The sequence below is a fragment of the Stenotrophomonas sp. SMYL86 genome (assembly GCF_036320025.1).
GTDB classification, from domain to species: Bacteria; Pseudomonadota; Gammaproteobacteria; order Xanthomonadales; family Xanthomonadaceae; genus Stenotrophomonas; species Stenotrophomonas maltophilia_A.
Map to the genome: position 1 here is coordinate 126,549 of NZ_JAWIRU010000008.1, position 20,667 is coordinate 147,215.

Genomic DNA, 20,667 nt, shown 5'->3' on the forward strand with positions numbered 1-20,667 from the left:
GCGTCGATAGCGTGGCAGGCAGCGGTACCGCAGCGCGGCCGTTCCTTCCGCCCGCGAGATGAGGATGCCTACCGTGAATGTCGCCGGCTTCCCGGCAGCCATTGCTGTCATGGCCAGCCTGCTGCTGCCTGCCGCGGCCTCCGCCACGGGCTGCAGCACACCGCTGCGCATCGCCTGGCCGTCCGACCGTGCTCCTTTGTCGTCCAGCGAACAGGGCGAAGCCCGGGGGCTCGGCGCGGCGTACCTGAAGCTGCTGGGCGGGCAACGGCCACTGCAGCTGTTGCCCGTGCCGGCCACCAGCGTGGACCGGGACGAGCTGCCGGCCGGCACCCAGGCGCTGCTGGGATGGCCACGCTCGCAACTGCCTGCCGGATGGGTGGTCAGCACGCCCTACCTGCAGCTGCCGCAGGTGATCGTGCGCCGGGAGGATGCGCCGCCGGTGCTGGGCCTGGAAGATCTGCGTGGACGCACCGTGGCCAGCCCCAGCCGGGTGCCGCTGCAGGGGCTGCTGGCCGAGCAGGCAGCGGGTGCACAGCTGCTGCCACCGGCAGCGCTGGACGATGCACTCCCGCTGCTGGGCACCGGATTGATCGATGCGGTGGTCGCCAACCTCGGCGACGTCGAGGCGGCGTTGCGCCGCTACCAGGGCGATGCACTGCTGATCGCCGCGCCGGCCGGTTTCGATGATGCCCTGGTGCTGGCGACCACGCCCGCCTGCGCCGATGTCATCGCCGGCTTCGAACAGGCGCTGTCGCAGCTGACCGATACCGAACGCGATCAGATCCGCGCGGCCTGGCTGCCGGACCGGCCGCGCAATGCTCCGTCATCGTCGCCCCTGCGCTGGCTGGTGCCGGCCTCGCTGATCCTGCTCGCCCTGGCGCTGGTCCATGCCTTCGGCTACTGGCGGGTCCATCGCGAGAGCGTGCGCCGCCGAGGGGTGGAGCAGCGCCTGCAGGAGGTGACCGCGAACCTGCCGGCGGTGGTCTACCAGGCGCGTCGTTCGGCGGGCGGCAACTACAGCTTTCCGCAGATCGCCGGGGACGTGCAGGCCCTGTTCGGAATCAGCGTGGAGACCGCGCGGATCGATCACCAGCGGTTGTTGGCCGCGGTCCACCCGGATGACCGCAACCAGGTGATGGCCTGCGTCGAGATGGCTGCGTTGGCGCGTGGCCCGATCGACGTCACCTTCCGCACCCGCTCGCCACAGGGCTGGCGATGGGTGCGCTCGCATGGGCGGCCGTTGTCCTGCGACGACAGCGACGTCGAGTGGAGCGGCTACTGGATCGACGTCAGTGAGGTGCAGTCACGTACCCGCGCGCTGGCCGAAGCGCGCCGCGAGGCCGAGCAGGCGGCACAGGCCAAGGCGCACTTCCTGGCAACGATGAGTCACGAGATCCGCACCCCGATGAGCACGCTGCTGGGCATGCTTGAACGGCTGGCGGGCAGCAGGCTGGAGCCACGCCAGCAGCAGGTGCTGGCCACCGTCGATGATGCCGCGCGGATGCTGCGGCAGATCCTCGACGATGTACTGCACAGCCAACGCCTGGAGGGCGCACCACTGCAGCTGCGGCCCACCGACCTGGCGGCACTGGTGCGCGCGGTGCAGCAGCTGCTGATGCCGGTGGCCGCCAGCCGAGGCCTGCACCTGCAGGTGGTGCTTGATCCGGAGATGCAGCCGGGATCGCTGGCCGATGGCCTGCGCCTGCGCCAGATCCTGTTCAACCTGGCCGGCAACGCGTTGAAGTTCACCCGGCACGGCCACGTGGAACTGCAGGTGCAGGTACTGCAGCAACGTGACTGGGGCCAGCGGCTGCGCCTGCAGGTAAGCGACAGCGGCGTGGGCATCAGCGAGGAGCGCCAGCAGGCGGTGTTCGCTGCCTATACCCAGGCGGAGCGCTCGACCACGCGGCGCTTCGGCGGCAGTGGGCTGGGCCTGGCGATCTGCCGTGAGCTGGCGATCTCGATGGGGGCGGAGCTGCAGCTGCGCAGCTCACCCGGGAAGGGCACCACGGTGTGGCTGGATCTGGACCTGGATGCCTGTGAGGCACCCGTGGCCGCGCCCGCGCCGGCGGTTGCAGACGAGCGTCCATTGCCGGCGGCGCGCGTGCTGATGGCTGAAGACCATCCCACCAACCTGCATCTGCTGGAGCAGCACCTGTGTGCGCTCGGGCTGCAGGTCCACGCCTGTACCGATGGACGGTCGGCGCTTGAAGCATGGCAGGCGCAGCCGTTCGACCTGGTCATCACCGACTGCCACATGCCGGGCATGGATGGCTTCGCGCTGGCACGGGCGATCCGTGCCGATGCCTGCCCGGCGCGTGCGCAGGTGCCGATCATCGCGCTCACCGCCAGCGTGATGGAAAGCACCCGCGAAGCCTGTCGTGCGGCTGGCATCGACCACTTCCTGGCCAAGCCGGTGGAGCCGCACGCACTGCGGGCGCTGCTGGCAGCATTGCTGGTACCGGACTCAGTGGGCCAATAGCCGCACGATGCTGGCGGCGGCATCGCGGCCTTCGGCCACGGCGGTCACCACCAGGTCAGCACCGCGCACCGCGTCACCACCGGCGAACAGGCGCGGATGCGCGGTCTGGAATGGCAGGCGGTCCTTGCCGCCGGCCACGATGCGGCCGTTGGACTGGCCTTCCACGCCCAGCTCGGCCAGCCACGCCGGCACGCTCGGCGAGAAGCCGAAGGCGATGATCACCACGTCCGCTTCCAGCAGCGATTCACTGCCTTCGATCGGCACGGCGTTCTGGCGGCCGTTGGCATCGGGCTCGCCCAGCCGGGTTTCGACTACGGTCACGCCGATCACTTCATCGTCGGCGCCGGCTTCGATCGACAGCGGCTGCCGGTTGAACAGGAAGCGCACGCCTTCTTCGCGGGCATTGGCCACTTCGCGCGCGCTGCCGGGCATGTTGGCTTCGTCGCGGCGATAGGCACAGGTGACCTTGGCCGCGCCCAGCCGCACCGCGCTGCGCACGCAGTCCATGCCGGTATCGCCGCCACCGAGTACCACCACGCGCTTGCCGTTGAGGTCGGGCAGGGCAATGGTGTCTTCCCAGCCGGCAATCGGCCGGCCCTTCGGGTCATCGCCGTCGACGATGCGGCTGTTCTGCACCAGGAACGGCAGGGCCGGCAGCACGCCCTTCAGGTCCTGGCCGTCGAGGCCACCATCGGTGTAGCGGTAGGCGCCGGTGCCGACGAACACCGCGTCGTGGCTGTCCAGCAGCTGCTGCACGCTCAGGTCACGGCCGATCTCCACGCCGAGGCGGAACTGCACGCCCATGCCCTCCAGCACTTCGCGGCGGCGGTGGATCACGTCCTTGTCCAGCTTGAAGCTGGGAATGCCGAACTGCAGCAGGCCGCCGATCTGCTCATAGCGGTCGTAGACCACGGCGGCAATGCCAGCGCGGGCGAGGCGATCGGCGCAGGCCAGGCCGGCCGGACCGGCGCCGATCACCGCTACGCTGTGGCCGCTGGGCTGCACCGCGCCCAGATCCGGGCGCCAGCCGCTGGCCAGCGCGGTATCGACGATGTACTTCTCCACCGCACCGATGGTGACCGCGCCGAACTCCTCCAGCGTGCAGCTGCCCTCGCACAGGCGATCCTGCGGGCAGACCCGGCCGCACACTTCCGGCAGCGGGTTGGTGCTGTGGCACAGCGTGGCGGCTTCATGGATGCGGTTCTCCTGCACCAGCTGCAGCCACTGCGGAATGGCGTTGTGCACCGGGCACTTCCAGCTGCAGTAGGGGTTGCCGCAGTCCAGGCAACGGCCGGCCTGGTACTGGGCGTCCTCCTTGCCGAACTTGCCATACAGCTCGCCCCAGTCGCCGGATGTACGCAGTTCCACCGGAATGCGCTGCGGCATGGTGCGGGGCAGGTCGAGGAACTGGAAGGCGTGCTTGCGGCTCATGGCGGGCTCTGGAATGCGGGGGGGAACGTTGCCGGCCAGCGGCCGGCACTACGTGATCCTGGGATGCCGGCCAGCGGCCGGCACTACCGTTACGCGGCGCGTCGCAGGGTTTCGGTCAGCGACTCGATGCTGGCGGCCTTCGGTTTGACCAGCCAGAACTTGCCGATGTAGTCGCGGAACTCGTCCAGGATCTGCTGCGCCCAGATGCTGCCGGTCAGCTCGCGATGGCGGCCGATCAGGCGGTGCAGGTGCTGGCGGTAGTTCTCGAAGCCTTCGGCGGACACGCGATGGATGTCGATCAGCTCGTGGTTGTAGCGGTCGACGAAGTCGCGGTCGACGTCCAGCACGTAGGCCAGCCCGCCGGTGAAACCCGCACCGAAGTTCAGGCCGACCTTGCCCAGCACCAGCACCACGCCATCAGTCATGTACTCGCAGCAGTGGTCACCGGCACCTTCGACCACCGCCAGCGCGCCGGAATTGCGCACCGCAAAACGCTCGCCGGCACGACCGGCAGCGAACAACTCGCCACCGGTGGCACCGTACAGGCAAGTGTTGCCGATGATGGCGGTGCTGCGTGCCTCGAAGCGGGCGCCGCGCGGCGGACGCACTACCAGGCGGCCACCGGCCATGCCCTTGCCCACGTAGTCGTTGGCTTCGCCTTCCACTTCCAGGTGCAGGCCACCGACGTTGAACGCGCCGAAGCTCTGCCCGGCACTGCCGCGGAAACGCAGTTCCAGCGGCGCCTCGGCCATGCCCTGGTTGCCGTGCGCGCGCGCCACCGCACCGGCCAGGCGGGTGCCGATGCTGCGGTCGGTGTTGTGGATCAGGAAGCGGTGTTCGCCACCGCGCTTGTGTTCGATGGCCGGGGCCAGCAGGCCGTCCATCTGCGTGGCCAGGCTGTCCGGCGATTCGTACAGGCGCTGCGCGGCACAGTGGCTGCCCTCATAGCGGCTGTCGGCCAGCAGGCGTGACAGGTCCACGCGCACGCCGTCGCGCGGCGCCGCCTCGATCTGCCGCAGCAGGTCGGTGCGGCCTACGATTTCTTCCAGCGAACGCGCACCCAGGTACGACAGCCAGCCACGCACTTCCTCGGCCAGCAGGCGGAAGAAATTCTCCACGCGCTCGGGCTGGCCGGTGAAGTGGTTCTCGCGCAGGCGCTCGTCCTGGGTGGCCACGCCGGTGGCGCAGTTGTTGAGGTGGCAGATGCGCAGGTACTTGCAGCCCAGCACGATCATCGGCGCGGTGCCGAAGCCGAAGCTGTCCGCGCCCAGCAGCGCGGCCTTGACTACGTCCAGGCCGGTCTTCAGGCCGCCATCGGTCTGCAGCAACGTGCGTCCGCGCAGGTCGTTGGCCAGCAGTGCCTGGTGCGCTTCGGCCACGCCCAGTTCCCACGGCACGCCGGCATAACGGATCGAGCTGACCGGCGAGGCACCGGTGCCGCCGTCATGGCCGGAGATGGTGATCAGGTCCGCTCCGGCCTTGACCACGCCCGCGGCAATCGTGCCGACGCCGGCATGGCTGACCAGCTTCACCGACACCAGCGCGGTCGGGTTGACCTGCTTGAGGTCGTAGATCAGCTGCGCCAGGTCCTCGATCGAATAGATGTCGTGGTGCGGCGGCGGCGAAATCAGGCCGATGCCCGGGCGCGCATAGCGCAGCCGCGCGATCAGTTCGTTGACCTTGTGCCCGGGCAGCTGGCCGCCTTCGCCGGGCTTGGCGCCCTGCGCGACCTTGATCTGCAGCACTTCGGCATTGACCAGGTATTCGGCGGTGACGCCGAAGCGGCCCGAGGCCACCTGCTTGATCTTGCTGCGCTTGGCGGTGCCATAGCGGGCGGGATCCTCACCGCCTTCGCCGGAATTGCTGCGACCACCGAGGCGGTTCATCGCAATCGCCAGCGCCTCGTGTGCTTCCGGTGACAGCGCACCCAGGCTGATCGCCGCGGTATCGAAGCGCGGAAACAGCTCGCTGGCCGGCGCCACGTCATCGAGTGGTGTCGGCGCAGCGGCCGGCACCAGTTCCAGCAGGTCGCGCAGTGCAGACGGCGGGCGCGCATGCACCGCATCGCAGTACTGCTGCCAGGCACGCGGATCGCCGCTGCGCGCCGCGCGCTGCAGGGTGGTCACCACGTCCGGGTTGTACATGTGGTACTCGCCGCCGTGCACGTACTTCAGCAGGCCGCCGACATCCACGTCCTGCTGCGCATCCCAGGCCTGCGCACACAGCTCGCGTGCGTCGGCATCCAGGCGCGCGAAACCGGCACCACCGATGCGCGAAGCGGTATCCGGGAAGCACAGGTCCACGACTTCCGGTTCCAGGCCGATGATCTCGAACAGCTGCGCGCCGCGGTAGCTGGCCACGGTACAGATGCCCATCTTCGAGATGATCTTCGACAGGCCCTTGTAGACGCCCTTGCGGTAGCGGCGGCCGATCTGCGACTGCTCACCGCCCTTGCTGAGCTTGAGGATGCCGCGTCGGCCCAGGTCGAACAGGGTCTGGTAGGCCAGGTACGGGTACACCGCGGTAGCGCCGAAGCCGAGCAGGCAGGCCATGTGGTGCGGGTCGCGCGCGGTGCCGGTCTCGACGATGAGATTCACGTCGCAGCGCAGGCCCAGCCGCGAGAGGTGGTGGTGGATGGCGCTGGTGGCGAGCAGGGCATGCACCATCGGCCGCCCGGCCACCGGGTAGCGGTCGGACAGCAGCAGCATCACCATGCCCTCGCGCGCGGCCTGTTCGGCCTCGGCACAGATGCGCTCGATGCCGGCACGCAGGCCCTCGTCTTCGCTGTAGGACAGGTCGAGCAGGCGGTTGGCCTGCACGTACTGGTCCATCTTCAGCAGCTGGCGCAGCTTGCGCTGGCTCAGTACCGGCGAGTTGAGGATGACGTGGTTCACCGTCTCCGGGCCGGCGTGGAAGATGTTGGTCTCCTTACCGAGTTGGGTGGACAGCGACATCGCACAGTCTTCGCGCAGCGGATCGATCGGCGGGTTGGTGACCTGCGCGAACGCCTGGCGGAAATAGTCGTACAGCGGGCGGCTGCGCTGGCTCAGCACCGCCATCGGCGTGTCGTCGCCCATCGAGCCAGTGGCTTCCTGCTCGGTCTCGGCCAGCGGTCGCAGCACCTGCTCCACTTCCTCGCTGCTGAGCTGGTAGAGCTTGTGGTAGCTGCGCAGCGTGCCTTCGTCGAAGGGTTCCTCCACCAGCGAGGGATCGATCAGTTCGGTCTGCAGGTAGGTCACGCCCTGCTGCAGCCATTGCTTGTACGGCGCGCGACCGCGGTTGATGCGGTCCACCGCATCGGAGTCGAGCAGGTCACCGCGCTTGAGATCGATGGCGATCATCTCGCCGGGGCCGAGCTTGCCCTTGCGCACCACGCGCTCGGTCGGCACTTCCCACACACCCGCTTCGGAGGCGACCAGGAAGTGGCGGTCGGCGGTCAGCATCCAGCGCGCCGGGCGCAGGCCGTTGCGGTCCAAGGTGCACACCGCATAGCGGCTGTCGCAGGCGACGATGCCGGCCGGGCCATCCCACGGTTCGCTGTTCAGGCCGTGGAACTCGTAGAAGGCCGCCAGGTCCGGATCCTTGAATTCCAGCGACTGGGTGGCCGGCGGCACCAGGATGCGCAGGGCCTGGATCAGCTCCATGCCACCGGCCACCATCAGCTCCAGCATGTTGTCCAGGCTCTGCGAATCGGAGCCATGCATGGAGATGACCGGGTCGAATTCACCGATGTCGAAGCGCGGTGTCTTCCACACCTTGCTGCGCGCCTGCGCCCAGCGCCGGTTGCCTTCAATGGTGTTGATCTCGCCGTTGTGGGCGAGCATGCGGAACGGGTGCGCCAGCGGCCAGCGCGGCAGCGTGTTGGTGGAGAAGCGCTGGTGGAACACGATCGCGCTGGAGGCCAGCTCGCGGCGCTGCAGGTCCGGGAAGAAACGGCTGAGCTTGTCCGGCAGCACCATGCCCTTGTAGCTGATCGCATCCGGGGTGAGGGTGGTGACGTAGAAGTCGGCGTGTTCGCGCAGCTGCTGTTCGCTGCGGCGACGGGCCAGGAACAGCGCCAGCGCGAAGCCGGCATCGTCCTGGCCGATGCCGGCGTCGACGAACACCTGCTCGATGCGCGGCAGCGTGTCGCGCGCCAGCTGGCCGCAGACGCTGTCATCGGTGGGCACCTCGCGCCAGCCGGCGACCTTGCAGCCGACCGCTTCCACCTGCGCCTGCAGCTGCGCGCGGCAGGCCTGCGCCGCGTCGGCGTCGTGTGGCAGGAACACCAGGCCGGCGGCGAAACGCGCAGCGACCGCGATGCCGGCTTCGCTGGCCAGCAGTTTCAGGAACGCATCGGGGCGGCGCAGCAGCAGGCCGCAGCCATCGCCGGTCAGGCCATCTGCGGCGACACCGCCACGGTGGGTCATGCGCGAAAGCGCGGCGATGGCGGTATCAACCAACAGGCGCGATGGTTGATCGTCGAGCTGGGCGACCATGCCAAATCCACAGGCATCGCGCTCGGAGCGCGGGTCGTAAAGCCCTTGGCGGTTGCGGGGGGCCATCTCTACCTCGATGCGGAATGAATTGAACGGGGACACTCAAGCCCGCTCAATCCCTGGAGCGCATCGTGAGGCCACCGGATGCCTCGACTAGATCACAGGTTGCTGCAACGCCGCAATACACGGTTGCAGGTGCAACAGAACGCGCCGGCAACCCAGTGCCGGCGCGGGGCCGGACTCAGCCGCAGCGCGCGCCGCTGACGGCGCCCTTGGCGTCCACTTCGATGTTCAGGCGGTCGCCGAGGAACTCCATCGTGGCCACGTCGTTGGGCTTGAGCACGCGCACCTGGTTGGCGCCGGCATCTTCCTGCGCCTGCTTGCCCAGCGCGTCGGTGTAGGTCTGGCCGACCAGGCTCTGCACCTGGCTGGCATCGCAGGTGCCGACCGGCGGAGCCTCGGTGGCCTTGCCGGCTTCGTCGGCCGGCGCCTTGGCGGCTTCGGCGGCCTGCTGGGCGTGGGCCGTGGCCGAATCCTGTTCATCCAGCGCCGGTGCCTGGCAGGCGGTCAGCGCCAGCACGGCCGGCAGCAACAGGGCGGAGAGCGAACGGGCGCGAATCGGGAACGACATCATGACTCCGGAAGGGGTTGTGAAGACCCGAGCATAGCGGCGAACCGGCCCTCACGTGTTTGTCTTGTGTTATCGACAGGATCGCGGCATGGCGACGGCGACACTACCGACATGCCAACCCCCTCTACTCCCGAACGACAGGCCGCACGCGCGGCCGGCCTGCGCTATGTCGACGATACCCAGCCGGGCATCAGCCGGCGCCGCGCCGGCAAGGGTTTCAGCTACCGCGATGCCGATGGTCACGCGATACGCGACGCCACCACCCTGCAACGCATCCGTGCGCTGGCGATTCCGCCGGCGTATACCGCCGTATGGATCTGCGCCCACGCCAACGGCCACCTGCAGGCCACCGGCCGCGATGCACGCGGACGCAAGCAGTACCGCTACCACGCCGACTGGGCCAAGGAGCGCGACGCCGGCAAGTTCGACCGCATCATCGCCTTTGGCGAGGCCTTGCCTACGCTGCGGCGGCGGTTGTCGCGGGATCTCAAGCGACCTGGGTTTCCGCAGGAAAAGGTGCTGGCCATGGTGGTGGCGCTGTTGGCGGACACCCTGGTTCGGGTCGGCAATGAAACCTATGCACAACAGAACCGTTCGTTCGGACTGACCACACTGCGCAACCGCCATCTGGAGCTGCTGCGCGGCGGCCGGGTGCGCATGCGCTTCCGCGGCAAGTCCGGGCAGCTGCAGGAGGTGACCGTGGGCGACCGCAGGCTGGGGCTGCTGGTGCGGCGCCTGCAGCAGCTGCCGGGGCAGGCGCTGTTCCAGTACCGCGATGACGACGGTGCGCTGCAGCCGGTGGATTCCGGCGCGGTGAACGACTACCTGCGCGAGGTGATGGGCGAGGACTTCACTGCCAAGGATTTCCGCACCTGGGGTGGCACGGTGGCGGCGGTGCAGGCGTTTGCCGCCACCGAACTGCCGGAACCGGCCAGCCAGCGCGCGCTGGCGCAGGCGCAGCGCGCGGTGGTGTGCGAAGTGGCATCGCTGCTGGGCAACACTCCGGCGGTGTGCCGCAAGGCCTACATCGACCCGTGCGTGTTCGCCGGCTGGGAGCGCGGTGAACTGGCCAAGCTGGCCGGCCTGCGTGGGCCGCGCCAGTGGGAACAGGCCACCCTGCGCGTGCTGCGCAGGGCGCGCAGGCTCAGCCGCAGTAAATCGCGGTGATGTTGTTGGTGCGGCCCTTTTCGATGGTCAGGCGGTCGCCGCCTTCGCTGGCCGGCGGTACCCGCGGACCGTCATGGCGCAGCACCCGCACATGCAGGCTGTCGCTGTCCACGCGTGCGCGGGCCACGGTGGCATCCGAAGCGGCCAAGCCCAGTGCGCCGCGCACCATGTCGCTGTGGCACTGCCCGGAAATCACGCCGTCGATCGGCTGCACCTGGGCCATCGGTGTGCTGCTGCAGGCGGCGAGGGCGAAGCAGACGGCGGTGGTGGCGATGGCATGTTTCATGGTGGCGTTCCTTGTGTGGTTGCGTGCAGCGTGCGACGTCGCACGTGGTGGCGGAATGAATACCGTGCACATCGTGGACACGGTGCGCTCACTGCCGCCAACAGCATAGGTGGAGACACTGCAGGCGCGGCGGATGCCGCCCCGGGTAGTGCCGGCCGCTGGCCGGCAACCCCATTCCCCCCGAGGAGACCTGCATGGCCACCGCCAAGAAGACCCCCGCCCGCCGCAAGGCATCGCCGAAGGTGCGCAAAGGCAGCACCGCAACCAAGACCGTCGCCGCCCCCGATCGCCCGCGCGTGGTGAAGACCGCCACCCGTAAGGCGGCCGCCAGCGATCCACGCGCAGCGCGCGTCGCGGCCCGGCAGCGGCGCCTGCAGGACCAGGAGAAGGCCAAGGACGTGCGCGCGGCAAAAAAAGCAACGAAGAAGACCGCGACCCAGGCCGGTGCGCGCCGGCAACCGGAGGCGATGCCGGCGCAGCAGCTGGCCAAGCCTGGGCATGAACACGAACTGGAGCTGGCGCCGCGTTTCCTTGCACCGGACTACGCCGGCAGCGGCAAGCTGCAGGGCATGCGCGCGATCATCACCGGTGGCGATTCTGGTATCGGCCGTGCGGTGGCAGTACTGTTCGCACGCGAAGGCGCCGATGTGGCGGTACTGCATTTGGACGAGGCCGAGGACGCGGACATCACCCGCCAGCACGTGGAGCGCGAAGGCGGTCGCTGCGTGGTGATCGCCGGTGACGTGCGCGATCCGCGCTTCTGCAACAAGGCGGTCAAGCAGGTGGCCAAGGCGTTCGGCGGCATCGACATCCTGGTCAACAACGCCGCGTTCCAGCTGCATTGCGAGCGGCTGGAAGACCTGGAAGACGCGCATCTGCAGGAAACCCTGCAGACCAACATCGGCGGTTACATCCAGATGGCGCGCGCGGTGCTGCCGCACCTGGGCGAGGGTGCCAGCATCATCAACACAGGATCGGAAACGGGAATCTTCGGCAGCAAGGCGCTGATCGACTACTCGGCCACCAAGGGCGCGATCCATGCGTTCACCAAGGCGCTGGCCAGCCAGCTGCTGCCACGTGGCATCCGGGTCAACTGCGTGGCGCCGGGGCCGGTGTGGACGCCGTTGAACCCCGCCGACAAGCAGGCCGAAGATGTTGCGGAGTTCGGCAAGGACAGTGACATGGGGCGGTCCGCACAACCCGAAGAACTGTCGCCCGCCTATGTGTTCCTGGCTTCGCCGGTCTGTGCCAGTTACATCAGCGGGGTGATCCTGCCGGTGATGGGCGGTCCGCGCGGCTGACGCACCGATTCTGCCGGAAATGGCCGTCGGCGCGGCCGATGCTCCGGTAGTGCCGGCCGCTGGCCGGCAGCCTCAGGGCACGGTCACCGCAGGCGCATGGAGATCGGCAATGCGCGGAATGAACTGCTGTGGATTGGCACCGACCAGATTGGTCAGCACCACCACCGCCACGCCGCGGTCGGGGTAGACGATGAAGGCCGATCGCGCGCCACCGATGCCGGCCACCTGCAGGTCGGGCGATGCACGCAGCACCGGCCAGCCGCCCGCCCATGGGCCGGCACGGCCATCGGTGAGGCGCTCTGCGGTCCACATCCTCTTCCGAGCTGCATCCTGAAGCAGGCGCCCGTCGGTCAGCGCGACCAGCCAGCGCGCGGTGTCGTCGGCGGTGGTGAGGATGCCGCCGCCGGCCCACAGCGAAGGCGGCATGTCGTAGAACCAATGCGACAGGCGGGACGGTGCATCCGCAGCGTCGGTGGCACGCGGGGCCAGGCTGTACATCGTCGCCGCATCCGGAATCAGGTCGTAGCTGTCGCCGAAGGTGGTGCGGGCCATGCGCGCGCTGCTGAACTGGCCGGTGGCGAGGAAACGTTCGTAGGGCATGCCGGATTGCTGCGCGATGATCCGTGCCAGCAGTACGTAGTTGGTCTGGTTGTAGGCGAAGCGCTGCCCGGGTGCGGCTTCGACCGGCCGCGCAGTGACGGCTGTCCACGCCTGCGCTTCGGAGCCACCGCCCAACAGCCCATTCGCATCAAGGATGTCCGGAAGGCCTGAGGTATGCGCAAGCAACTGGCGTACGCGTACGTCTCTCCACGCTGCCGGAAGATCATCCAGGTAACGCGAGGTCGGCGCGTCCAGATCCAGCTGCCCCTGCTGGGCCAGCTGCGCGGCAGCCACGCCGGTGAACGCCTTGGTGGCCGAATTGAGCGGAAAGCGGGTGTCGCGCGAGGCAAGCACACCGTTCTCGACATTGGCCAGGCCGTAGGCCTCGGACAACACGATCTGCCCGTCTTTGATCACCGCGACCTGCAGCCCGGGAATGCGCTGCTCCAGCATGATCTGGCGGATCAGGCGGCGGGTCTGGTCGTTGGCCTGGTCCTGGCTGGCGGAGATGGCGGCGAAGGGCAGGGCAGTGATGAGCATGAGCACGACTCGAAGCATTGGGCGGAACATGCGGGATTCCGGCGGGGCGTCGAGGATCGGATGCAGCGGGTGCGTAAAAGGTTTAAGCAGTACCTGCGCTGCGAGGCAGGTACTGGTTGTGTGCGCGGGGCGTGCCTGCTGCGGCTAGCGGATCCGGGAAGGAGACCTTCCGAACTGCCGCTTGAACGCGGCACTGAAGCTGCTGGTATGGGCGTACCCGGCCACGCTGGCCGCCACGTCCACTGACACCCGTCGTTGCAGCAGGGCATCGTGCGCCCGTTGCAGGCGCAGTGCACGCAGCCAGGCGGCGATGCTGCTGCCGTGCAGCTGCTGGAAGGTGCTTTGCAGGTCGACGGCGTTGGTCCCCAGCCTGCGCGCCATCTGGTTGATGGTCAGGCCATCGGCTTCGCCGCTCTGCAGCCACTGTTGCAACTGGTCCACGCAACGCCGCAGATGTGCGCTGGGGGCAGGCGCCTCGCGTTCGGCGATCACGGATCGAACCACGCTGGCCGCGACTTCCAGCGCAAAGCTCTCGCGTTGCAGGTTGGCCAGCAGAGGCGGCTCCGCCGTTTCCGCCCCGAACAACGCTGCGGCCCGCCGCAGCAGTGGCGCAGGCGGTTGCCACGCCTGGTTGCGTGCGTGGCTCAGTCGCAGGCGGGTGAGTCCGGCCGATGCAATACCATCGAGCTGGCGCGACAACCAGTCCTGGCCGAGGTGCAGGCTGACCTTGGTTTCCTCACGACCCGCCTGCCAATGGCGCTGGAACGCTTCCTCCTCACGAAGGTGGACCAGCATCGCCGGGCTCCCGGTCCGGCGGCTGTCCATCTGCAGGCGCTGGTTGGCGATGACCACTTCGGCCTGCCCCTGCAGCAGGAAGCTGGCGGTGAGGCCCGCAGGCAGGCAGTTCTGGCTGCGGCCGCCGACCATGTCCTGGCTGCGGCTGAGGTAGAGCACCAGGCCGCTGTCCATCGACTGCACCTGCTGCCAGCCGGCCAGCACCGGCAGCGCATCGGGGAGGCCCGATTCAAAGTCGACCCGGCCGCCCAGCGCGTGGGCGGCGCTCATCAGTTCGGCGCAGGAATAGACCTGCATGCAAGGCACCCGCGAATGCTGTCGTGCCTAAATTTTCTTTCGTCGCGCCTAAACTTTCAATGGTATTGCAAATTATTCTCATTTGCGGGGGCTCGCTGCCCCTTTCCCCTGTTCAGCAAGAAGGTCGATGGCGATGGGTCTGGTGATCAACGAGGCGGTGGTGCTGCGTGCCGTCTTCCATGGCGCGGTGGATGCGCACCAGATCCGGTACTGGCTGGACCGCGTGCAGGCGCTGATCGATGCCCACCGCCCCTTCTACTTCGTTGCCAGCACCGCGCCCGGTGCCACCTTCTGCGACGATTACCGTGCCCTGCAGGCGGTCTGGTACAAGCAGTACAAGGCCGCCTTCCGGCAGTACTGCCGGGGCCTGGTGCGCATCGCCAGCGATGCCGCCGAGCAGCAACGGCTGGACACTCCGGCGCTGCATGCGGCGTGGGCCGTGCCGTACTTCGTCACCGCCGATGCCGGCGCGGGCATGCGCTGGATTGGCGAGCACCTGGAGCAGGCCGATGCGCACTGAGCGCGCCGCCGCTTCGCCGTTCGGCCTTGGGGTGATCGTCGCGCTGTACATGGCGCATGCCTTGCCCCTGTATTTCTACAACGTGGCGGTACCGGCCATCCTGCGCAGCCAGGGCGTGGATCTGCGCTGGATCGGCATGTTGTCGCTGCTGTACCTGCCGTGGGCGCTGAAGTTCCTGTGGGCACCACTGGTCGACCGCTGGCATCTGCCGGCCCTCGGTCGCCGCCGCAGCTGGCTGTGGCTGACCCAGCTGTTGCTGCTGGCCGGGATCCTGGTGCTGGCGTTCACCGGCCTGGATCATGGCCTGGTCGTGTTCGTGCTGGTCGGCATGTGGATCTCGACCATTGCCGCCACCCAGGACATCGCCATCGACGGCTATACCGTGGAGGCGCTGGCGCCGGCCGAGCACCGGCTGGGCAGCATGGCGCAGAGCGTGGGCGTGGCCCTGGGCAGCATGATCGGTGGCGCCGGTGTGCTGTGGCTGTTTGAAACCCGCGGCTGGAGCGTGGCCCTGCTGAGCCTGGCGGCAATGAGCGCACTGACCCTGCTGGCAGTTCAGCAGATCAATGAAACGCCGGCCAGGCCCGACGCGCCGCGGCCGAGCATCCTGCGTGCGCTGCGTCGCCCCGAACTGCGCTGGGCGCTGCTGCTGATCGTGCTGTACCGGCTGGTGGAAGCGCCGGCCATGGCGATGATCAACCCGCTGCTGGTCGACCAGCACTTCAGCCTGACCGAGATCGGATTGCTGATCTCGGTGGGCGGTGCCGGTACCGGCATGCTGGCTGCGGTGGGCACCGCCTGGCTGCTCAAGCAGCGCCGGGCCGAGCAGTTGCTGATGCACGCTGGCTGGTGGCGCACCGTGTTCTATGTACTGCTGGCGTTGATGCTTTACAGCGGTGCGATGGCGACGTCACGGTGGGGCCTGGGCGCGCTGGTGATCGCGCTGCTGGCGCTGCGCTATGTGGCGATGACCAGCCTGTATGCCCTGTTCATGCGGGTCAGTTCGCGTGCCCAGGCCGGCACTGACTTCACCCTGCTGGTGTGCTTCGAGCTGCTGGTCAATTTCATCGGCGGTGCATTGTCCGGCTTCCTCGCCAAGGGCCTGGGCTACCCCATCTACTACATCGCGCTGGCGGCAGTTTCGGCGCTCGGGTTGCTGCTGTGCCGGCCGCTGATGCGCCGCTTCGCAGCACCCACGAACTCCCCCTGATACGCAACGAGGACACCATGCGGCATACCGCAGCAACCTTTCCGCTGGCGATGCTGGCGTTGGCCATCAGTGGCCAGCTGGCGGCGCAGAATACGTCCGCTACGGCTGGTACCCGGCAACTGGATGCGGTGAGTGTCACCGCCGTGCGAGGCGCACGCAGCGTGGCCGAGATCGCCGGCACCGTGTATGCCATCGAGCGCGAGCAGATTGCCCAGCAGATCACCGCCGGGCGCAGCACCGCCGACATCCTCGGCCAGCTGGTGCCATCGCTGGCGCCGGCCAGCGGGACCACCAGCAACTACGGCATGACCATGCGCGGTCGCAGTGTGCAGGTGATGATCGATGGTGTGCCGTTGACCGGCGCACGCGATGGGTCGCGTCAGCTCAACAGCATTTCGCCAACCATGATCGAGCGCATCGAGGTGATCTCCGGCGCCACCGCGCTGTATGGCGCCGGTGCCAGTGGCGGCATCATCAACATCATCACTCTGCAGCCCGGTGAGCAGCCGGTGCAGCTGGCCAGCCAGTTCGGCCTGCGCAGCCCCTCGCATCTGTCCAGTGACACGCTGGCCTGGAACGCCGCGCAGACCATGACCGTGCGCGGCGATCAGTTCAGTGGCGCGTTCGGCGTCGCCTATGGCCGGCAGGGCGCATCGCTGGATGCGCATGGCCGCCGTGTCGGCCCGGAGATCGCGCAGACCGATCGGCAGGACACCGAGACCCGCGAACTCAATGCGCGCTTCGACTGGACCCCGACGGACAGCCAGCAGTTGAGCGTGGGCGTGCGCTGGTTCGACGATCAGCAGGACAGTGATCATGGCCCCGACTATGGCCCGCGCCTGGCTGCGCTGTTCAACCCAGCATTCACGCCCAGCCACCAGGCGCTGCCCGGCCTGCTGCTGGAGGCGCAGCCGCGTACCCGGCACCAGGGAGTGAATGCGCAGTACCGCAACCGCGATGTACTGGGCGGGCAGGAACTGAGCGTGGAAGCCTATTACCGCAACGAGCAGGGACGCTGGTTCCCGTCGGTGTCGACGCTGGTGCACCCGGCACTGCGCGGTGGCTTCGCCTATGTGGCGATGCAGTCCAATACCGATATCGATGTGTGGGGCCTGCGCACGGCGCTGCACAAGGGTTTCGACGTGGCGGGCCGCAGCCTGCAGCTGTCGTACGGCGTGGACCACGAGCGCGAGCAGGACAGCCAGCGCGGGCAGATGTATGACATCAACCGCTTCATCGCCAGCAACGGTCTCGATTACCAGCCCACCGCGCAGTACGCGATGGGGCCGGACGTGCGCGTGGATACCACTGGCCTGTTCCTGCAGGCCGACCATTCGCTGAGTGAGCGCTTCAGCGTGCAGGCCGGCGTGCGCCACCAGATCCTGCGCAACCGCGTAGAAGACTCGCTTCCCTACACCGAAGCGATCACCGCCGATGCCGTTGCCGGGTATCAGCCGCACCTGCTGCGGGGCGGCCGCGTGCGCCACTCGCAGACCCTGTTCAATGCCGGCGTGGTGTACCGGCTGGATGCATCGCAACAGCTGTTCGCCAACGTCTCGCAGGGCTTCAGCCTGCCGGACACCCAGCGCATGCTGCGCGATGTACCGGCAAGCTTCGTCATCGACAGCCGCAACGTCGGCCCGATCAAGGTCGACAGCTATGAGCTGGGCTGGCGCCGCAGCGATGCATCGCTGCAGAGCGCGGTGACCGCGTTCTACAACCGCTCGGACAAGACCGTGCAGTTCAACCGCGACTACAGCGTGTCGGTGGCCGACACCGATGAGCGCGTGTGGGGCGTGGAGGCCAACCTGCGCTACACACCGACGGCGCAGCTGGAGCTGGGCGCAAGCCTTGCCAGCACCCGGGGCCAGTACCGCGATGCTGCCGGACGTTGGCGTGAGCTCAATGCGTTCCGCGTTTCACCCTTGAAGGCGGGTGTGCATGGGCAGTGGCGCTTCGCCAATGACAGCCTGCTGCGCTTGCAGGGACAAGTGGTGGGCGGGACCGATCGTGCCTGGCGCGATGCACCACTCGCAGCGATCAGTCCCAGCATCCGCGCTACCCCGGCGGCGAAGGTCCACGGCTATGCGGTGTTCGACCTGATCGGCGAGCTGCCGCTGGCAGGCGGCCGCTTCAGTGTCGGCATCTACAACCTGGCCGATCGTGACTACCGCACGGTCTATGGCCAGCAGGCCGAGGCGACCTACGGGAAGATGTCCAGCCTGCCGGCGGCAGGGCGGACCTTCTCGATCGGGTATCGGGTGGAGTACTGAGGGGCACGCCCCCCCTACCGTTCGTCGGCCCATGACTTCCGGGGGGTTGACTACAGTTGTCGTCACACTGAAAGTGGCGACACGTGTAGTCAAGGGAGTGGTGTCATGCGTGGCAAGACGATCGGGGACCAGGAACTGGCCCTGCTGCAGTACATCGATGAACATGCACCGGCCAGCGTCGGCGAGGTCGCCAGTGGCTACGGCGAGGCCCGTGGCCTGGCCCGGTCCACCGTGCTGACGATGATGGAGCGGCTGCGGGCGAAGGGGTATCTTCGTCGCCAGCAGCAGGACGGCGTCTACCGCTACCAGGCCACGCGTGGCCCGGAAAGCGTGCTGCAGGGTGCGGTGGCCCAGTTCGTCGACAACACCCTGCAGGGCTCGGTGTCACCGTTCGTGGCCTACCTGTCGCAGCGCCAGCAGGTCAGCGACAACGAGCTGGCCGAGCTGGAAGCGCTGGTCGCCGAACTCCAATCGCGCCGCCACGAGGGCTGAGCCATGGACACCACGATGCTGATCCCGTTGTTGGAACGGCTGGGCTGGACCAGCCTGCAGACCGTGCTGCTGGTGGCCCTGGTGTACGGCGTGTGCCGCGCGCTGCCGTCGCTGTCGGCGGCCACCCGCTGCCGCCTGTGGTGGCTGGTGTCGCTGCAGGCCGTGCTCGGCCTGTTCTGGAGCCAGCCGCTGCAGCTGGCCTGGCTGCCGGCACCGCAGGCGGTGGCGATGACCGCCACTGACGTTGCCGCAGATCTGGTCTACCCGCTGGCGCCGGAAGCCTCGGCGCAGCTGCTGGCGACGATGCCGGTGCCTGCAGCGAACGTGCCGGCAGTGGCGTGGTGGGCCGTTGCACTGGCTGCGCTGTGGGCATCCGGTGTGCTGCTGATGGCCCTGCGCACCTTCGGTGAGTGGCGCCGCTGCCGCGCGCTGCTGGCCGCCGCCTATCCCTGCGAGGACGAGGCGCTGGTGCAGGCGCTGCAGCTGGCCTCCGATGCCCACGGCGTACGCCCTGCGCCGCGGCTGTGGATGAGCGCGCAGGTGGACGCACCGCAGTTGGTCGGGCCGTTCCGCCCGGTGCTGCTGCTGCCGGCCGGCGACAACGCCCTGCAGGGTGATGCGCTGGACCTGGCACTGACTCACGAACTGCAACACCTGCAGCGGCGTGACCTGCAGTGGGGCCTGCTGCCCGCACTGGCCCAGCACCTGTTCTTCTTCCACCCGCTGCTGCGCCTGTCGGTGCGCGAATACGCACAGGCCCGCGAAGAAGCGGTGGATGCGGCCGTGGTTGGCCAGCATGGCGCGAGCCGTCAGGCCTATGGCCGCCTGCTGTTGCAGCTGGGCGTGGCACCGCAGCCACACCTGGGCGTGGCCAGCGCCGCGCCGAACACCACCAGCCTCAAGCGTCGCCTGCTCTCGCTGCAGCCGCGCCGGGCCTGCCCGCGCATTCTGGCGATGGCACTGACCGCCGTCGTGGTGCTGGTGGGCGTGGCACCGATGCGGCTGGTCGCTGCGCCAGTGCCACCGGCACCGCCCGCGCCGCCGGCCGCACCGAAGGCCGTGGTGCCGCCGCCGCCGAAGGCTCCGAACGCGCCGCCCGCAGCGCCTTCGGCCGCGCGCGTTCCGGCCGTGCCGGTGGCGCCCGCGCCGCCTGCCGAGCCGGCCGATGTCGAGGCGCTGTCAGGCCCGGACGATGCCGATGTGGCGGTCGACGTGGATGTCGATGTGGATACCGACATGCACAGTGAACATTCGACTTCCCACACCACCTCCATCACCACCTACGGGCGCCTGGACCTCGGCAAGTCGCCGTCGCAGGCCTACGTGCTGGTCGATGGTGATTCGACCTTCGCCAATGGCGGCATCGACGATGTAACGGTGGCCCGCAGGCAGCTCGGCAAGGGGCCGGCGCTGTGGTTCCGCCAGGGCGACAAGCGCTATGTGGTGCGCGACCCGATGCTGATCCAGACCCTGCAGCGCGCCTACAGCGGCGCCGCAGACCTCGGTCGCCAGCAGAGCGAACTGGGCCGCCAGCAGAGTGCGCTGGGTCGCCAGCAGGGCGAACTCGGCAGGCAGATGGGCGAGATGGGCCGCCTGCAGGGCGAGGAGGCGCGTCGCATCGCACTGGCCGCCACCGAGGCTGCGCGCAGCGCGATGGCCGCGCATGACATCAACCGCGAAGCGGCGGCGGAAGCGGCGAAGGCGGCGCGCGGTGCGGCCCACGATGCGGCTGCTGCCGCGGAAGCGGTGAAGGCGGTGCGTGGCTTGACCGTAGACGTGGCCGGTGTGCGTGAGGCGGCGCGCAGCGTGACCAACGACATGGCGGGCGCGCGTGAGGCCGCCGCTGAGGCACGTCGTGCAATGCAGGAAGCCCGCAGCGAGGCCGCGCAATCCGGCCGCACCCGTGACATGCAGCGCCTGGCCAGCCAGCAGTCTGAACTGGCCAGCCGACAGGCGGCACTGGGCAGCCAACAGGCCGCGTTGGGCGAGCGTCAGGCACGCGTGCATGCGCAGGCATCGCAGCAGGCACAGCAGGTGATCGCGCGCGCACTGGCCAGCGGCAAGGCCGAGCGACTCTGAGCGGTAGTGCCGGGGGGGGGGGGGGCGGGGGGGGGGGGGGGGCGCGCGGGGGGGGGGGGGGCGGGCCGCGCAACCCCACCCGGCG

The 20,667-nt window shown here is 68.6% G+C and carries 14 protein-coding genes; 8 read left to right on the forward strand and 6 right to left on the reverse strand.

The window, feature by feature from the left end; translation table 11 throughout:
• The first annotated feature begins 73 nt into the window (after nt 1–73).
• Nucleotides 74–2,482 (forward strand): ATP-binding protein, encoded by a 2,409-nt coding sequence (locus tag V3B64_RS11010; protein ID WP_329914165.1) that lies wholly within the window; start codon nt 74–76, stop codon nt 2,480–2,482.
• Here the strand turns inward: V3B64_RS11010 and V3B64_RS11015 are convergent.
• The 3 genes from V3B64_RS11015 to V3B64_RS11025 form a co-directional block, all read right to left on the reverse strand.
• On the reverse strand, nt 2,468–3,913 hold the full coding sequence (locus V3B64_RS11015) for an FAD-dependent oxidoreductase (RefSeq protein ID WP_329914145.1): 1,446 nt from the start codon (nt 3,911–3,913) through the stop codon (nt 2,468–2,470). The two genes, V3B64_RS11010 and V3B64_RS11015, sit on opposite strands and share 15 nt — an antisense overlap.
• A gap of 89 nt (nt 3,914–4,002) precedes the next feature.
• Entirely contained in the window at nt 4,003–8,457 is a 4,455-nt protein-coding gene (gltB, locus tag V3B64_RS11020) for a glutamate synthase large subunit (RefSeq protein WP_197616738.1), read from the reverse strand.
• Nucleotides 8,458–8,632: 175 nt separating this feature from the next.
• Nucleotides 8,633–9,022 carry an I78 family peptidase inhibitor gene (locus tag V3B64_RS11025; RefSeq protein WP_004133799.1) on the reverse strand — a complete coding sequence of 130 codons (390 nt, stop codon included), beginning with the start codon at nt 9,020–9,022 and terminating at the stop codon, nt 8,633–8,635.
• A gap of 111 nt (nt 9,023–9,133) precedes the next feature.
• Here V3B64_RS11025 and V3B64_RS11030 point away from each other — a divergent pair, with 111 nt between their 5' ends.
• Nucleotides 9,134–10,189, forward strand: coding sequence for a DNA topoisomerase IB (locus V3B64_RS11030; protein WP_329914146.1), 1,056 nt, complete (start codon nt 9,134–9,136; stop codon nt 10,187–10,189).
• On the opposite strand, the gene V3B64_RS11035 is transcribed toward V3B64_RS11030, so the two are convergent.
• Nucleotides 10,167–10,475: a hypothetical protein gene (locus V3B64_RS11035; protein ID WP_004153470.1), complete on the reverse strand. Its 309-nt coding sequence runs from the start codon at nt 10,473–10,475 to the stop codon at nt 10,167–10,169. The two genes, V3B64_RS11030 and V3B64_RS11035, sit on opposite strands and share 23 nt — an antisense overlap.
• A gap of 194 nt (nt 10,476–10,669) precedes the next feature.
• On the opposite strand from V3B64_RS11035, the gene V3B64_RS11040 reads away from it, so the two are divergent.
• A complete protein-coding gene (locus V3B64_RS11040) occupies nt 10,670–11,776 on the forward strand; it encodes an SDR family oxidoreductase (protein ID WP_329914147.1) in 1,107 nt (368 codons plus the stop codon).
• Between the two features lie 72 nt (nt 11,777–11,848).
• Here the strand turns inward: V3B64_RS11040 and V3B64_RS11045 are convergent, their stop codons facing one another.
• Entirely contained in the window at nt 11,849–12,916 is a 1,068-nt protein-coding gene (locus V3B64_RS11045) for a serine hydrolase domain-containing protein (RefSeq protein WP_329914148.1), read from the reverse strand.
• A gap of 144 nt (nt 12,917–13,060) precedes the next feature.
• On the reverse strand, nt 13,061–14,008 hold the full coding sequence (locus V3B64_RS11050) for an AraC family transcriptional regulator (RefSeq protein WP_329914149.1): 948 nt from the start codon (nt 14,006–14,008) through the stop codon (nt 13,061–13,063).
• Nucleotides 14,009–14,135: 127 nt separating this feature from the next.
• Here V3B64_RS11050 and V3B64_RS11055 point away from each other — a divergent pair, with 127 nt between their 5' ends.
• The 5 genes from V3B64_RS11055 (at nt 14,136) to V3B64_RS11075 (ending at nt 20,582) form a co-directional block, all read left to right on the forward strand.
• Nucleotides 14,136–14,528: a hypothetical protein gene (locus tag V3B64_RS11055; protein WP_223224697.1), complete on the forward strand. Its 393-nt coding sequence runs from the start codon at nt 14,136–14,138 to the stop codon at nt 14,526–14,528.
• Entirely contained in the window at nt 14,518–15,738 is a 1,221-nt protein-coding gene (locus V3B64_RS11060; RefSeq protein ID WP_329914150.1) for an MFS transporter, read from the forward strand. Before V3B64_RS11055 ends, V3B64_RS11060 begins: the two co-directional genes overlap by 11 nt.
• Nucleotides 15,739–15,755: 17 nt before the next feature.
• Nucleotides 15,756–18,011: a TonB-dependent receptor gene (locus V3B64_RS11065; RefSeq protein WP_329893480.1), complete on the forward strand. Its 2,256-nt coding sequence runs from the start codon at nt 15,756–15,758 to the stop codon at nt 18,009–18,011.
• A gap of 105 nt (nt 18,012–18,116) precedes the next feature.
• Nucleotides 18,117–18,503, forward strand: coding sequence for a BlaI/MecI/CopY family transcriptional regulator (locus V3B64_RS11070; protein ID WP_004133922.1), 387 nt, complete (start codon nt 18,117–18,119; stop codon nt 18,501–18,503).
• A 3-nt stretch (nt 18,504–18,506) separates the two neighbouring features.
• Nucleotides 18,507–20,582 (forward strand): M56 family metallopeptidase, encoded by a 2,076-nt coding sequence (locus V3B64_RS11075; protein ID WP_285302660.1) that lies wholly within the window; start codon nt 18,507–18,509, stop codon nt 20,580–20,582.
• The last annotated feature ends 85 nt before the right edge of the window (nt 20,583–20,667 follow it).